The organism is Streptomyces sp. S3(2020), from assembly GCF_013044505.1.
GTDB lineage: Bacteria > Actinomycetota > Actinomycetes > Streptomycetales > Streptomycetaceae > Streptomyces.
On record NZ_JABERD010000053.1, the window covers coordinates 38,130 to 53,399 of the forward strand.

The 15,270-nt window shown below is 71.1% G+C and carries 14 protein-coding genes; 2 read left to right on the forward strand and 12 right to left on the reverse strand.

The features are described from left to right. Positions 1–4: 4 nt before the first annotated feature. From HLK59_RS19025 to infC, 9 genes are all read right to left on the reverse strand, one after another. Positions 5–1,345, reverse strand: coding sequence for a transcriptional regulator (locus HLK59_RS19025; RefSeq protein WP_171142654.1), 1,341 nt, complete (start codon positions 1,343–1,345; stop codon positions 5–7). Between the two features lie 285 nt (positions 1,346–1,630). Further along, a complete protein-coding gene (locus HLK59_RS19030) occupies positions 1,631–2,686 on the reverse strand; it encodes a PP2C family protein-serine/threonine phosphatase (protein ID WP_171142655.1) in 1,056 nt (351 codons plus the stop codon). 200 nt (positions 2,687–2,886) lie between these two features. After that, entirely contained in the window at positions 2,887–5,397 is a 2,511-nt protein-coding gene (pheT, locus tag HLK59_RS19035) for a phenylalanine--tRNA ligase subunit beta (RefSeq protein ID WP_171142656.1), read from the reverse strand. Beyond that, positions 5,397–6,518: a phenylalanine--tRNA ligase subunit alpha gene (pheS, locus tag HLK59_RS19040; RefSeq protein WP_171142657.1), complete on the reverse strand. Its 1,122-nt coding sequence runs from the start codon at positions 6,516–6,518 to the stop codon at positions 5,397–5,399. The genes pheT and pheS overlap by 1 nt, the downstream gene beginning before the upstream one ends. Positions 6,519–6,657: 139 nt before the next feature. Further along, on the reverse strand, positions 6,658–7,794 hold the full coding sequence (locus tag HLK59_RS19045) for an ATP-binding protein (protein WP_171142658.1): 1,137 nt from the start codon (positions 7,792–7,794) through the stop codon (positions 6,658–6,660). Positions 7,795–7,844: 50 nt separating this feature from the next. Continuing rightward, positions 7,845–8,687 (reverse strand): RNA methyltransferase, encoded by an 843-nt coding sequence (locus HLK59_RS19050; protein WP_171142659.1) that lies wholly within the window; start codon positions 8,685–8,687, stop codon positions 7,845–7,847. Positions 8,688–8,778: 91 nt separating this feature from the next. Beyond that, positions 8,779–9,162: a 50S ribosomal protein L20 gene (gene rplT / locus HLK59_RS19055; protein WP_171142660.1), complete on the reverse strand. Its 384-nt coding sequence runs from the start codon at positions 9,160–9,162 to the stop codon at positions 8,779–8,781. 101 nt (positions 9,163–9,263) lie between these two features. Then, positions 9,264–9,458, reverse strand: coding sequence for a 50S ribosomal protein L35 (gene rpmI, locus HLK59_RS19060; protein WP_003977225.1), 195 nt, complete (start codon positions 9,456–9,458; stop codon positions 9,264–9,266). Between the two features lie 112 nt (positions 9,459–9,570). Continuing rightward, a complete protein-coding gene (infC, locus tag HLK59_RS19065; RefSeq protein WP_171142667.1) occupies positions 9,571–10,251 on the reverse strand; it encodes a translation initiation factor IF-3 in 681 nt (226 codons plus the stop codon). Between the two features lie 371 nt (positions 10,252–10,622). On the opposite strand from infC, the gene HLK59_RS19070 reads away from it, so the two are divergent. Then, positions 10,623–10,982, forward strand: coding sequence for a DUF1844 domain-containing protein (locus HLK59_RS19070; protein ID WP_171142661.1), 360 nt, complete (start codon positions 10,623–10,625; stop codon positions 10,980–10,982). Between the two features lie 3 nt (positions 10,983–10,985). Here the strand turns inward: HLK59_RS19070 and HLK59_RS19075 are convergent, their stop codons facing one another. After that, positions 10,986–11,714: an SseB family protein gene (locus HLK59_RS19075; RefSeq protein ID WP_171142662.1), complete on the reverse strand. Its 729-nt coding sequence runs from the start codon at positions 11,712–11,714 to the stop codon at positions 10,986–10,988. A 150-nt stretch (positions 11,715–11,864) separates the two neighbouring features. Between HLK59_RS19075 and HLK59_RS19080 the strand changes: the two genes are divergently transcribed. Then, on the forward strand, positions 11,865–12,812 hold the full coding sequence (locus HLK59_RS19080; RefSeq protein ID WP_171142663.1) for a serine hydrolase: 948 nt from the start codon (positions 11,865–11,867) through the stop codon (positions 12,810–12,812). Positions 12,813–12,836: 24 nt separating this feature from the next. On the opposite strand, the gene mycP is transcribed toward HLK59_RS19080, so the two are convergent. After that, positions 12,837–13,994 carry a type VII secretion-associated serine protease mycosin gene (gene mycP / locus HLK59_RS19085; RefSeq protein ID WP_171142668.1) on the reverse strand — a complete coding sequence of 386 codons (1,158 nt, stop codon included), beginning with the start codon at positions 13,992–13,994 and terminating at the stop codon, positions 12,837–12,839. 5 nt (positions 13,995–13,999) lie between these two features. Next, positions 14,000–14,812 carry a hypothetical protein gene (locus tag HLK59_RS19090; protein ID WP_171142664.1) on the reverse strand — a complete coding sequence of 271 codons (813 nt, stop codon included), beginning with the start codon at positions 14,810–14,812 and terminating at the stop codon, positions 14,000–14,002. Between the last annotated feature and the right edge of the window lie 458 nt (positions 14,813–15,270).

Sequence of the window (15,270 nt, forward strand, 5' to 3'; positions counted from 1 at the left end):
GGGTTCACAGCGGTACGCGCAGGGCTCCGTCGATCAGTTCGGCTGCCTCGGTCGTGCCCGCGCAGCCGCTGCGGACCAGGTGTTCGCGCACCGCGCGGAGTCTGTCGCGCAGGCGCTGCGACTCCATTCCGCGGGCCTGTTCGGCCATCTGCACCGCGGTGGCCACCGCCTTGTCGGCGTTGCCCTGACGCAGCTCGATCGTGCTGAGCATCGCGAGCCGGTGCACCCGGCCCCGGTCGTGGGCCGGATTGTCGACGGCCACCGAGGCATGCTCCCGCGCCGCCACCAGTTCGCCGAGGCTGAGCAGCGCCTCCGCCACCTGGACATTGACCAACCCCGGCTGGACATAGCCGGTTTCGTCGGGTTCGTATCCACGCCGGATGCGTTCGGCGGCCTGCTCGGCACGCCGGATGCAGGACAGCGCGCTCGTGCCGTCGCCGAGGTGTGCGTACGCCTTCGCCTGCATCGCGTACAGGTCGGAGGCGAGCGCCGGGGTGATGTGCTTGCCCGCGGCACGCAGCGCGGCCTCCGCGAAGGCGACGGCCTGCCGGTTCTCCCGCATGAACAGCGACTGGTTGACGAGGAGCGCGATCACATAGGCGCCAAGTCCCCTGTCCCCACTGGCCTTCGCCAGGCGCAGCGCCTGGTGGAAGTACCGCTGGGCGAGGCCGTGCGCGTCGGAGTCGTAGGCGCAGATCCCGGCGACGGCCACCAACCCGCCCGTGGCCCGGTGCAGTTGACGGCCGGTCTCGTCGGTGTAGCTGCCGCGCAGCAGCGGGGCGGCCTCGGCGTTGAGGAAGCCGACGATCCGGGTGCGGGTCGCGATGCCGCCGGCCTTGCGGTACATCTGCTCGTAGTGCGTCCGGGCGGCGCGCAGCATCTCCAGGTCACCGGCGGTGACCCGGTGCCGCCCGCCACGCGACACGTCGACGTCCTCGGGCGGGTTCTCCCACTCCCACACCGGCATGACGGCGGGCGTGCCGGTGACCGCGGGGGCGCCCAGTATGTGCGGCCGCTGCTGCTCGTCGGAGCGCCACAGGGCGGTGGCCCGCTCCACGAACCCGGACAGCGAGGTGCCGTGCGGGGCGGCGGGCTCACCGGGGACGCCGAGGCCGATGTCGTCGAGGTTGACCGTGCGGTGCAGCCGGGCGGCGAGCACCTCGCAGATCAGGTCGGGCACCTGGCCGCGGGGGCGCTGGCCCTTCAACCACCGTGCCACGGCGGTGTGTTCGTACCGGAGCGCGAGCCCGCGCGCACGTCCGGCCTGGTTCACGTGTGCGGCCAACCCCGCGTGCGAGATCCCCGCTTCGTCCAGGATCGCGTCGAGCAGAGTGTTGGGCTGCATATATGCCCCCCGGGTGGCTCGGTGCCGACCGTGCCGTCAGAGTAGTGGGTGTGGGTTCACACGGGGTGTGAACGGAGTGCCCGAATCCGTAGCGTGCGCGCACTGTCGCGGAGAGTTTCCAGCCGGTTGACTGAAATGCCTCGCAAGAGGCCGGCCGGGCCGCCGGCTCCCCCTCGTACAGTGCGGCGGCCCGAATCCGCGCCGTCCGCCCAGCTGCCTGCCCGACACTCCGTGGCGGGGCGGACGGCTCCGCCGGTGTGGCCGAGCGACTCAACACCGTTGTGCTCAGAGGTGCGTTGTCGTCTGCGGGTACGTGGTGGCTGGTCGCGCCCGCGCGGCGGAGCCGCTGATGTCACCGCCCCGCGCCCCTGAGGCCCGATGGAGTTGCCGATCGTTTCGCAGTACGAGTAAGGCGACGTCGTCGGTCGGGGATCCCTCCGCGTGGCGCAGCAGGCCCGCGAAGACCGAGCCCAGTACCGCCTGGGGGTTCTCGCCCGCGGCCTTCGCCAGCGCCCCCGGCAGCGAGAAGAACCGGCCATGAGCGTCTCTGGCGTCCTCCGCTCCGTCCGTGTGGAGGACCAGGGTCTCGCCGGGGAGGAGGAAACCGCACTGCATGGGCTGTAGTTCCGGCGGCAGCGGGAACGGCCCGAGCGGAGGGAGGGGGTCCGCTCGGGTCAGGGTGTCCACCCGGGGTCCGCTGAGCAGATACGGCCACGGGTGGCCGCAGTTCAGTGCGCACACGTCGCCGTCCCGGCCGATCTCCAGGAGCAGTACGGTGACGAACTCCTCGGCGACCGGGTCGTCGTCCCGGGCCCGCTCGCGCAGGTGTCTGCCCAGCGCGCGCTCCAACCGGCGCAGCACACCGCCGAGTTCGGGCTCGTCATGGACGGCCTCGCGGAAGCTGCCGAGTACGGCGGCGACGGTACCGAGCGCGGCGAGGCCATGCCCGCGGACGTCGCCCATGACGACCCGTACGCCATGCTCGGTGGCGATCACCTCGTACAGGTCTCCGCCGACGGAGGCGCCACTGTCCGCGGAGAGCTGGGCGGCGGCGATGTCCAGGCCGTCGATACGCGGCGGGAGCGGTCGCAGCAGGGCACTCTGCGCGGCACCGGCGACCTGCCGGATCTGCCGGAGTTCACGCAGCAGCGCGTGCCGGACGTGGAGTATCAGCCCGGTGCCGACGGCGAAGAACACGGCGCTGGTCGCGAGGCGTGCCTCGAAACCGGTCTGCTGGGCGAGCGGGCAGGTCAGCTTGTACGTGACCGCCACGGCACCCCACGCGGTGGGTAACCCCAGCGAGAGCACCCTGCGGGGAACCCGACCCCTGATACGGATCATGCCGATGGCCCCCCAATAGGCCCAGACAGCACAGAAGGACCGACCCCTAGAGGCCGGTCCGATTCTGTCGACAGCATGACCCGGAAGGACCAGATCACCAGCAAACGTCACCCTATTGAGTGAGGTGACTGCAATGCGCGCCTCAGGGGCGCGGGGAACTGCGCAACCAGCCACAGCTCACCCGCACCCGGCACACGGCCTCAGCCGCGCAGGACCGCTCCCGTACGCTCCCCGGCAAGCGCAACAGCCGCATCCCGCGCGGCCGAAGCCTCGTCCACGGTCAGCGTCCGGTCCACGGCCCGGAACCGCAGCGCGTACGCCAGCGACTTCTTGCCCTCACCGAGCTGATCGGCGTTCTCGTACACGTCGAACAGCCGGATCGCCTCAAGGAGTTCACCCGCCCCCTCACGCAGCGCGGCCTCGACATCGCGGTGCGGCACGAACTGGTCCACGACCAGCGCGACATCCTGCGTGGCGACCGGGAACGTCGAGATGCCCGGCGCCTGAGGCGTGTCGTCGCCGACGGCCTCCAGCGCGTCCAGGTCCAGCTCCATCGCGGCGGTACGCGCGGGCAGCCCGAACGCCTTCACCACGCGCGGGTGCAGCTCACCGGCGTGCCCGACGACCTTCTCGACGCCCTCGGCGACGACCACGAGCTCGGCGCACCGCCCAGGGTGCCACGGCCCGTACTGCCCACCGCGGACGACCAGTTCGGCACCGGCCTCACGGGCGACGGCCCGCGCCGCCTCGATCGCGTCGGCCCAGTCCGCCGGACGGCCCTTGCCCCACCAGCCGGCCTGCTCACGGGCGCCCGCGAGAACGGCGGCCACATGGCGCGGCTGCGCGGGCAGCACGGCGTTGAGCGAGGCGAGTTCCTCGTCGGTGGGACGCCGGTCGACGGGCAGCGAGACGGCGACACCCTGCTCCTCACGCGGCTGGAACACCAGACCCGTCTCGAAGAGCGCGAGGTCGTGCGAGCCCCGCCCGTCATTGCGCCGCAGTGCACCCAGCAGACCCGGCAGCAGCGACGTACGGAGCGCGGGCTCCTCGTCGTTGAGCGGGTTGGTCAGCTTGACGACACGGCGGGCCGGGTCGTCGGCCTCCAGGAGGAGCTGGTCGAAGACCTGCTCGCCGAGGAAGGGGTAGTTCGGCGCCTCGACGAACCCGGCACCGGCCAGTGCCCGGCCGACGCGGCGGTGCAGCCGCTGCCGGTGGGTGAGACCGCGGCCCGACGGGGGCTTGGGCAGCGTGGAGGGCAGGTTCTCGTAGCCCTCCAGGCGGATGACCTCTTCGGCCAGGTCGTTGACCTCGGTGAGGTCGGGACGCCAGGACGGCACGGTGACGATCAGCTCGTCCTGCCCGTACACGTCGCAGCCGACCTGCTGGAGACGGCGTACGACGGTCTCGCGGCCGTACTCGACACCCGCGACCCTGTCCGGGTGGTCGGCCGCGACGGCGATGGTGTGCGGCGCGGACGGCGTGGCGACCTCGGTGACACCGGCGTCGGCGGTGCCGCCCGCGAGGAGGACGAGGAGGTCGACCGTGCGCTGCGCGGCAGCGGCGGCGGCAGCGGGGTCGACGCCGCGCTCGAAGCGCCGGGACGCCTCGGAGGACAGCTTGTGGCGACGGGCCGTACGCGCGATCGACACCGCGTCGAAGTGCGCGGCCTCGATGACCACGTCGGTCGTGCCCTCGCCCTCCTGGTGGTCGGCGATCTCCGTGTTGGCGCCGCCCATGACACCGGCGAGGCCGATCGGGCCACGGTCGTCGGTGATGACCAGGTCCTCGGCGTGCAGCTTCCGCTTGGCACCATCGAGGGTGACGATCTCCTCGCCCTCGCCGGCCCGGCGGACACCGATGGTGCCCTGGACCAGCCCGCGGTCGTAGGCGTGCAGCGGCTGACCGAGCTCCATCATCACGTAGTTGGTGATGTCGACGGCCAGCGAGATCGGGCGCATGCCGACCTTCTGGAGCCGCCGCTGGAGCCAGAGCGGGGAGCGGGCCTCGGGGCTGAGTCCGCTCACCGTACGGGCCGTGAAGCGGTCGCAGCCGAGCGGCTCGGAGACCTGCACGGGGTAGCCGTACGCGTTCGGGCCCGGGACGTCCAGGAGCGCCGGGTCGCGCAGCGGCAGGCCGTAGGCGATGGCGGTCTCGCGGGCGACACCGCGGATGGAGAGGCAGTCGCCGCGGTTGGCGGTGACGGCGATGTCCAGGACCTCGTCGACCAGTTCGAGGAGCTCGATGGCGTCCTTGCCGACCTCGGTCTCCGGGGGCAGCACGATGATGCCGTGGCTGCCGTCGTCGCCCATGCCCAGCTCGTCGCCGGAGCAGATCATGCCGTGGGAGGTCTTGCCGTACGTCTTGCGCGCGGAGATCGAGAAGCCGCCCGGCAGGGTGGCGCCGGGGAGGACCACGACGACCTTGTCGCCGACGGCGAAGTTGCGGGCGCCGCAGACGATCTCCTGGGGCTCACCGGTGCCGTTGGCCTGGCCCACGTTGACCGTGCAGAAGCGGATGGGCTTCTTGAACTCGGTCAGCTCCTCGATGGTCAGCACCTGGCCGACGACGAGGGGGCCCTTGAGGTCGGCACCGAGGTGCTCGACGGTCTCGACCTCAAGGCCTGCCGAAATGAGCTTGGCCTGGACGTCACGGCCGGTTTCGGTCGCCGGCAGGTCGACGTACTCCCGCAGCCAAGAAAGCGGGACCCGCATCAGATCTCCATCCCGAACGGCCGGGTGAACCGGACGTCACCCTCGACCATGTCTCGCATGTCTTCGACGTTGTGGCGGAACATCAGCATCCGCTCGATGCCGAACCCGAAGGCGAACCCGCTGTACTTCTCCGGGTCGACGCCACAGGCGGTCAGCACCTTGGGGTTGACCATGCCGCAGCCGCCGAGCTCGATCCAGCCCTCGCTGGAGCAGGTGCGGCAGGGGCGGTCGGGGTTGCCGACGGACTCGCCGCGGCAGACGTAGCAGACCATGTCCATCTCGGCGGACGGCTCGGTGAACGGGAAGAAGTTCGGCCGCAGCCGGGTCTTCATGCCCTCGCCGAACAGGGCCTGGACCATGTGGTCCATGGTGCCCTTGAGGTCGGCCATGGTGAGGCCCTCGTCGACGGCCAGCAGTTCGACCTGGCGGAAGACCGGGGTGTGCGTGGCGTCGAGCTCGTCGGTGCGGTAGACGACACCGGGACAGATCACGTAGACCGGCAGCTCGCGGTCGAGCAGCGAGCGGATCTGCACGGGCGAGGTGTGGGTGCGCAGCACGACGCCGGACTCGGTGCCGCCTTCGGGGCCCTGCACGAAGAAGGTGTCGGCCTCACCGCGGGCCGGGTGGTCCGGGCCGATGTTGAGGGCGTCGAAGTTGAACCACTCGGCCTCGACCTGCGGGCCCTCGGCGACCTCGTAGCCCATGGCCACGAAGACGTCCTCGATGCGCTCCGACAGGGTGGTGAGCGGGTGGCGGGCGCCGGCCGGTACGCGGTCGTACGGCAGCGTGACGTCCACCGACTCCTCGACCAGGACACGCGCGTCGCGCTCGGCCTCCAGCTCGGTCTGCCGCCCGGCCAGCGCCTTGTTCACGGCGCCGCGGGCCTGTCCGACGAGCTTTCCGGCGGCGGCCTTGGCCTGCGGGGGCAGGGCGCCGATCTCGCGGTTGGCGAGGGCCAGCGGCGAGGTGCCGCCGGTGTGGGCGACCTTGGCCTCCTGGAGCGCGTCGAGGGAGTCCGCGGCGGCGAAGGCGGCGAGCGCCTCGTCCCGCATGCGCTCGATCTCTTCTGGCTTCAACGCCTCGACCTCTACAGGGTCGTACGACTTGTTCGGTGCCGACATCTCTTCCCGTGCTTCCGATTGGCTGGCTGAAGGTCCCCGTCACCGACTCACACAGAGGTCAGAGGGCCGTCCCTGGGACACAAAGGTGCCAAAGGCCGAGTCTAACGGGGTGGGGGTGGACGAATGCGCCCGTGGGCCGCTAGGCGAGATACGCCGGCGCCGCCACGGGCAACATAAATCGGAACTCCGCGCCGCCCTCGGGGGCGCGGCCGACGGTGATGGTGCCGCCGTGGGCTTCGACGATGCCCTTGACGATGTACAGCCCGAGGCCCGTGCCGCCGCGCTTGCTGCCCCGCCAGAAGCGGGTGAAGACGCGGTTCATGGACTCCTCCGGGATGCCGGACCCTTCGTCGCTCACCGTGACCGACGTACCGGCGTCCTCCCCTTCCCGGGGTGACGCCGAGGCCGTGATGTCAATCGTGACCGTTCCCTCGCCGTGGCGCACGGCATTTTCGAGCAGGTTGCTGAGCACCTGGTCGATCTTGTCGGGGTCGGCCCACAGCATGGGCAGGGGTTGCTCGATGCGCAGCAGGAACCGGTCGGCGGTCTGCCCGGCGGCGACGTACGCCTGGATGTGCCGCCCGACCGCGGCCCCGATGTCGACGGGCTGGCGGCGCACCTCCAGTCGTCCGGAGTCGATGCGCGAGATGTCGAGCAGCTCGGCGATGAGCCGGGTGACCCGGTCGGCGTCGGCGTCGACGGTCTCCAGCATCAGCCGCTTCTGGTCGTCGGTGAACCGTTCCCACTTCGCGAGCAGGGTGGCGGTGAAGCCCTTGACGGAGGTGAGCGGCGAGCGCAGTTCGTGGGCGACGGTGGCGATCAGCTCGGCGTGACTGCGCTCGGTGCGGCGCCGGGCCTCGGTGTCACGCAGGCACACGACGACACGGTGGACCGGCCCGGTGGGCTCGGTGCGCACGTACCGCGCGGAGACGAGGACCTCGCGTCCGCCGGGAAGGAGGAGGTTGCGCTCGGGCTGCCGTCGGCGGATGGCGAGGCCCCCGTAGGGATCCGTCACCTGCCACCAGCGTCGCCCTTCCAGGTCCTCCAACGGCAGGGCCTTGTCGAGCCGCTGTCCGAGGGCCTCGGCGGCGGGGACGGCGGTGATGCGCTCGGCGGCGGCGTTGAAGCAGACGACCCGGCCGTGCTCGTCGGCGACGACCAGTCCGTCGGGCAGGAGGTCGGGGTCGATGCCGAGCCCGGCAAGGTCACCGGCGCCGGACGCGGACCCCTGCCGCACGTCCCGTGCTCCCGGTGCGCTGCTCGTGCCGACGCTCATATCCCCGTACCCCACCTCTTCGACGGAGGGCCCCCGAGCTGGTCACCCTACTAGCTCTCGGTGACGGAGCGGCACCCTCCGGAGGCGCGCTGTGCACGGGCCGACGCGTAGAGACATACGGCCGCGGCGGTCGCCAGGTTCAGGCTCTCGGCCTTCCCGTGGATCGGGACGCGCACGACGGCGTCCGCGAGCGCGCGGGTCTCCTCCGGGAGCCCCCACGCCTCGTTCCCGAAGACCCAGGCGGTCGGCCCGCCCATGGTCCCCTTGTCGAGCTCGTCGTCGAGGTCGTCGGTCCCGGCCCCGTCGGCGGCGAGGATCCGCACCCCGGCGTCCTTGAGCCCCTGGACCGCCTGCTCCACGGGGACGCCGACGGCGACGGGGAGATGGAAGAGGGAGCCCACGGAGGCCCGTACGGCCTTGGGGTTGTAGAGATCCACGGACGCGTCGGTCAGGACGACGGCCTCGGCCCCGGCGGCGTCCGCGCACCGCAGGACGGTCCCGGCGTTCCCGGGGTCCCGGACGTTGGCGAGCACGGCGACGAGCTGGGGGCGGGCGGCGAGGATCTCCTCGAAGGGGGTGTCGAGGAACCGGCACACGCCGACGAGCCCCTGCGGGGTGACGGTGGTGGAGATGTCGGCGATGACGTCCTCGGAGGCGAGGTGCACGCGCGCTTCGACGGCGCGGGCCTCCCCGATGATCTCGGCGTACCGCTCGGCGGCCTCGACGGTGGCGAACAACTCCACCAGGCCGTGCCCGGCGGCCTCCCGCACGGCCTGCGGCCCCTCGGCCAGGAACAGCCGCTCCTTGCCCCGGAAGTTCCGCCTGGCGAGCCGCCGGGCGGCCAGGACCCGCGGGGAACGGGGGGAGATCAGCTCAGGGGGTGCGGGGTGCATGAGGCTCACTTTCAGAACTACACAACAGGACCCGCAAGCCCGAAGGCCTGCGGGTCCCTCATGTCACGTCGGCACTGGGCCGGCGCTTGCGTCACGCGGCCTTCGGCGCGTTGACGTCGGCCGGCAGAGCCTTCTGCGCGACCTCGACCAGCGCGGCGAACGCGGTGGCGTCGTTGACGGCCAGCTCGGCCAGGATCTTGCGGTCGACCTCGATGTTCGCCGCGTTCAGACCCTGGATGAGGCGGTTGTACGTCATGCCGTTCTGGCGGGCCGCAGCGTTGATGCGCTGGATCCACAGCCGACGGAAGTCACCCTTGCGCTTCTTGCGGTCGTTGTAGTTGTAGACCAGCGAGTGGGTGACCTGCTCCTTGGCCTTGCGGTACAGGCGCGAACGCTGACCGCGGTAGCCGGAGGCCGCCTCGAGGATCGCCCGGCGCTTCTTGTGGGCGTTGACTGCCCGCTTGACGCGTGCCACTTGTTAACTCCTTGTAGCGGGGCCGTGGTTGGACTCACACGGCCCGGAATCGAATAGGTCCCGGTCCAGACGTACGGCGCTCAGTCAGGGCGCCGCGTACGTCACTTGCCGAGAAGCTTCTTGATCTTCGCGGCGTCGCCCGGGGCCATCTCGGCGTTGCCGGTGAGGCGGCGCGTCACGCGGGACGACTTGTGCTCGAGCAGGTGGCGCTTGCCGGCGCGCTCGCGGAGCACCTTGCCGGAGCCGGTGATCTTGAAGCGCTTGCTGGCACCGCTGTGCGACTTGTTCTTCGGCATAGCGCCGTTCTCTCCTCTGGGTGGCGCTCCGGTGCCCGGTCGTGAAACCGGGCACACGGTGGAGCGTCGCTCTTGTATCGGTTACGTCCTGTGGGACTCGCGTCCCCCGGGATCACGCCTCGGCAGGGGCCTCGGCGGGAGCCTCGACAGCGGCCTCGGCAACCTCGGCGTCCGCGTTCACGGCGTCGGGGTCCGCGGCGTTCTGCGACTTGCCGGGGTTGGCCTTCGCTTCAGCCTTGCGGGCTTCCTGCGCCTGGCGGGCCTCGGCCATCGCCTCGGTCTTCTTCTTGTGCGGACCGAGAACCATGATCATGTTTCGGCCGTCCTGCTTCGGGTTCGACTCCACGAACCCGAGGTCCTCGACGTCCGTCGCGAGACGCTGAAGCAGTCGGTAGCCGAGCTCCGGCCGGGACTGCTCGCGACCACGGAACATGATCGTGATCTTGACCTTGTCGCCCTGCTTGAGGAACCGGACGACGTGACCCTTCTTGGTGTCATAGTCGTGCGGGTCGATCTTCGGCCGGAGCTTCATCTCCTTGATGACCGTGTGCGCCTGGTTCTTGCGCGCCTCACGGGCCTTCATGGCCGACTCGTACTTGAACTTCCCGTAGTCCATGAGCTTGCACACGGGCGGACGGGCGTTCGCCGCGACCTCGACCAGGTCCAGGTCGTACTCCTGCGCAAGCTCCAGTGCCTTGGCCAGCGGGACGATGCCCACCTGCTCGCCACTGGGACCGACAAGTCGCACCTCGGGAACGCGAATCCGGTCGTTGATGCGGGGCTCGGCGCTGATGGATCCTCCTCGGTTAGCACCACACAGCCGTCTGGCGGACGGCCGCGTTTGTCTCTTTTCGACAGACCTAACCGCGCCGAAGCACAAAAAATGCCCCGGACGATCACAAGACGGGGCTCCAAAACACTGCCGGAGCACCGCCGCGATGATCGCGGGGCGCACATTCGGGCGGCTCCATCGTCCGTACGGAACGATGGTGGCCGCCTGACCGGGGTGACCCGCCGTCCCGGGGGACGGTCAGGTGGGAGATCGGAGCCTCCACTTGTGGGCCGGGCACGCGAATGTCCAGCCGGTCGTCAAACAGGTTAGCAGGATCGCTTGACAAGGACCAATTGGAGGAACGGCCTCACGAACCGCCTATCGTGTGGGCCATGAGTGACACCCCTCCTGAGTCCCCCGCCGACTTCGACGAGATGACCCGCGACATCGCCGAGGTCCCCGCGGTCGAGGTGATCGTGACGGTCGCCGTCAACCTGATGAGCGCCGCCGCCGTGAAGCTCGGTCTGACCGAAGAGGGCGACAAGTACAAGGACCTGGACGAGGCCCGCAAGCTGATCCACGCCCTGGCCGGCCTCCTCGACGGCAGCGCGACCGAGATCAGCTCCTTCCACGCGGCCCCGCTGCGCGACGGCCTGAAGTCCCTCCAGCTCGCGTTCCGCGAGGCCTCGCTCGTCCCGGACGAGCCGGGCCAGGGCCCGGGCGAGAAGTACACGGGCCCGGTCTACGGCTAACCCCTACCGCACGTACAAGGGCTCGCCCGGAGGCGTCGCCCCGGCCGGCAGCAGTGCCAGGTCGAGGCCGCGCACCAGGCGGGCCCTCAGTGTCTCGTCGGCGGCGAGGCGGCGCGCGACCGCGTGGACACCGGCGTCGTGCGGGACGACGGGGTCGAGGACCAGGGCGAGGGTGCCGTCCCCCTGGCCGGGCCCGAGGTAGGCCCGCTCCACCGCGCGCACGTCGGCGACGGCGGCCCGCACCGCCGCCACGACCGCGGGGTCGGACAGCGGGTCCGTCGTCGTACGCCCCTCGGCGAGGGCGAGCAGCGCGGGACCGGTCAACTCGAACGGCACGGGTCCGGCCAGGTCCAGTACGACCGTGTCCGCCTTCTCGTGCGCGGCGGCCTGGAGCGCCTGGTGCAGGGGTACGGCGACGGGGCGGGCCGCCGGGTCCCAGAGCACCAGCGAGTCGGTGGACGTGAAGGCGGGCAGGGCGGTGCGGCCGCCGGCCTTCAGGGTGGGCACTGCCATGTCGCTGGTCTTCTCGCGGCGCAGTCCGTTCTCGTCCTCCTCGACCTCGCCGAGCACGGCCACGACGGGGACGAGCAGCCGGGCACCCTTCAGCGCCTCCAGGACGGGGCCCACGGCGGCGCGGTCCTCGGCCCAGGCGGCCAGCGCCGCGCTCAGCCGGGGGTCGGCACCGCCGTCGTCGTCGGAGAAGCCGGGGTCGGGAATGTTCTTGTTCGCCACGGTCACCGACCCTATAGGGGGGATGCTGCTGGGCTTGTGCGGCCCCGGAAACCTCTCCGTGACCGTCTTCACCGGAATCTCAGATTTCCCTGACACACATCTAACTTTCGTCTAACGGCCCACACAGTCGGCGGCCCGACCATCACGGTCATGGAGTCCTCCAGAGTCCGCCGAAGCCGTCGCTCGCGCCCGTCCCGGCGGCGCCCCCTGATGTACACCGCCCTCGCCTCCGTCGCGATCGTCGGCGCCACGGCCGGAGGGACCGTGTACATGAAGGCGCAGGCGCACTCCGCCACTCCCTCCGTATCCTCGGCCCCGTCGCCGGCCTCGGCGGCGGGGAGCCAGGAGGCATCGGTGGAGCCCGTGACGCAGCCGACGGTGGACTACGACAAGCTGCTGGCCGACGCCATGGAGTCGGTGACCGTGCCGGACGACGCGGACGTGTCGGTCGCCGTGCTCGACCTGGACTCCGGGGAGAGCGCCACGTACGGGGACGCCGCCTTCGACACGGCGAGCATCGTCAAGGTCGACATCCTGGCGGCGCTGCTGCTCCAGGCCCAGGACGAGGACCGGCATCTCACGGCGGCCGAGAAGTCGTACGCCACCACGATGATCGAGAACAGCGACAACGTCTCCGCGTCCGCGCTGTGGCGGATCATCGGCAAGGCGGAGGGGCTGGACGCGGCGAACGAGCGGCTCGGGCTGACGTCCACCGAGGGCGGCGACGGGATGCTGTGGGGGCTGACCCAGACCACGGCGGCGGATCAACTCACTTTGCTCCAGCAGGTGTTCGGGGACGACTCGGCGCTCAGCTCGGCTTCTCAGGAGTATGTGCAGGGGCTGATGGGTCAGATAGCCGCCGACCAGCACTGGGGGGTGTCGGCCGCCGCCGAGGGGTCCGCGTGGGCGCTGAAGAACGGGTGGCTGCCGCGGTCCACGACCGGGCTGTGGGACATCAACAGCGTGGGGCGGGTCACGGCGTCGGACGGGAACGAGTACCTGGTCGCGGTTGTGTCGAACGGCAACGCGACGAAGGAGAAGGGGATTTCGCTCGTGGAGTCGGCTGCGAAGACCGCGGTGGCCGTTTTCACGGGGTGAGAGCCCCACGGGGTGAGGGCCCTCTCAGGGGGTTTCCCTTCTGCCCCGCCACAGGACCACCGCCGCGATCAGCAGGACTCCGCCCGCGCCCCCTGCCAGGGGAGCCGCCCAGCTCGACGTGTCGTCTTCCTCCTTGGCCGTGTCCGGGCCCGAGCCGAAGTACTTCTCGCCGTAGGACGCCGCCTGCAGTCCCTCCGGCTTCAGCTTGGCCGCTGCCGCGATCGCGGCGGCCGGGTCGACCATGCCGTAGCCGCGGGAGTCGTCGCGGCCGCCGACGGGGGCGTCGCGGGCCGTGTCCTCCAGGAGCTTCTTGATCTGGGCCGGGGTCAGGCCGGGGTGGGCCGCCTCGATCAGGGCGACGGCTCCTGAGACGAAGGCCGCGGCGGCGCTGGTGCCCCAGCCCTCGTAGTACTTGTGGTCGGGGTCGGCGATGACGACCTTGTCGCCGGGGGCGCTGACCGTGGAGTACCAGCGGCGGGTGGAGAAGGCGGCGCGGGTGCCGTACCGGTCGACGGCGGTCGCGGCGATGACGCCCGGGTAGGCGGCCGGGTAGGAGATGTGGTCGCCCTTCTCGCCGCCGTTGCCGGCCGAGGCGACGACCACGGAGCCCTTCTTCAGGGCGTACTGGACGGCCTCGTCCTCGGCGGGTTCGGGGTGGGCGGACTTGGAGTCGTCGCCCAGGGAGAGGTTGATGACGTCGGCGCCGTGGTCGGCGGCCCAGCGGATGCCTTCGGCGAGGGCGTTGCCGCGGGTGTTGCGGGCCTTGCCGCGGGCCGAGTCGCCGTCCTCCAGGATGACGCGGACGGGGAGGATCTTGGCCTCGGGGGCGATGCCCATGACGCCGTCGGCGTTGCCGATCCCGTGTCCGTGGCCGGCGATGATGCCGGCCATCGCGGTGCCGTGGCGGGCCCAGGCGCGGTCGCCGCGGCTCGCTCCGAAGCCGACCATGTCCTTTCCTTCGAGGACGTTGCCGACGAGGTCGGGGTGGTCGTCCTCGACGCCGGTGTCGAGGACGGCGACGGTGATGCCCTTGCCCTTGGTGGTCTGCCAGGCCTCCTGGGTGTGCATGGCGTCGAGGGCCCACTGCTGGGCGCGTATGCCGTCGGCGTGCGCGGCGGTGGGCGGTACGAGGGCGAGGGAGGCGGCGAGCAGGGCGCTGAGGAGGCCGGCACGGCGGGTCATGGCGTTCACGACGGCTTCTCCGTGGCCGAGCTGACGGTCCTGCGGAAGCCGCGTTCGATGCGGTCGACGAGGCCCTTCGACTCGTGGCCGAGCCCGGCCTGGGCGATGTCGGTGGTGGCGCCGGACGCCATGGCCTTCTCGGCGGGCTCCGGCTCGTCGACGGTACGGCCGTCGGCCCAGCCGGAGACGGCGTAGGCGACGACGGGGGCGTCGGTGAGGACGGAGACGGCCCACGAGGCGCGCTGCTTCGGGCCGAAGCCGGCGGCCGCGGTGTTCTTGGCGGCGTAGGTCCGGGGCATGAGGTCGCTCCGGTCGCCGAGCTTCTCCTTGCCGAACCGGGTGTCGAGGGCGGTCATGCCGGCGGCGTCGGCCTTGGTGAAGAGGAGTCCGACGGTGGTGACGTAGCTCTGGGTGGCGTCGGTGTAGGTGGCGCGGAGCAGCCGCTGGCAGCCGACGGGGGCGAGTGCCTTGCGCAGCAGGGGGTCGAAGGCGTCCTTGCAGCCGCTGTCGGGGGCGACGGCGATCCGCGTCCAGGTCCGGTCGGCGCCGCCGGGGCCCGCGCCCTGTCCCTGGAGGGTGGGCGGGAAGAGCTGGTCGACCGGGACGCCGTGCCACATCCCCGCGGCCGCGGCGAAGCTGTTCGCGGCTCCGGCCGCGGCGGAGTCCCCGACGAGCCAACTCCCGGTCGCGGCACCGCCGATGAGTCCGAGACCGAGCACGAGACAGACGGCCACACCGGCGGCCCGCAGCCCGCCCCGCCCTCCGAGCACCCGCGGCCGCGCCTGCTCGTCGTACCCCTCGGGCTGCCCGAACGACACGACGGGCCGCCCGGATCCAGGGGTGTCACCGGGTGCCAGGGGGGCGCTCCAGGAGAGGGAGGGATCGGGCTCCCGGGAGGACGGGCTCCCCGCGGGGGGTGCGGTGCGGCCAAGAGGACCGGCGGGCGCCGGGACCGACCGCTGGCCGGCCAGGGACGGGTCACCGTGGAAAGCCGACCGGCCGAAGGCCTCGGCGGCCGTGGGAGCCGGACGGGAACCGGGCCTGGGCGGCATACCCGCCGAAGCACCGGACGGCGCCCCCGGACCGGGTACGGACTGTCTCTGATAGACATCTCCGAGCCCACGAGAAGCCTGAGCAACGCGTTTGCTGTCTTCTGCTTGAAAAAAAAAAACAACTACCAGCTCATGTCACGCTAGCGATCGAGACAGAAAGAAGAGACCATCGCAGATCACCATAAACCACACGATACTATGGCTGACTAACACACAACCAAAGA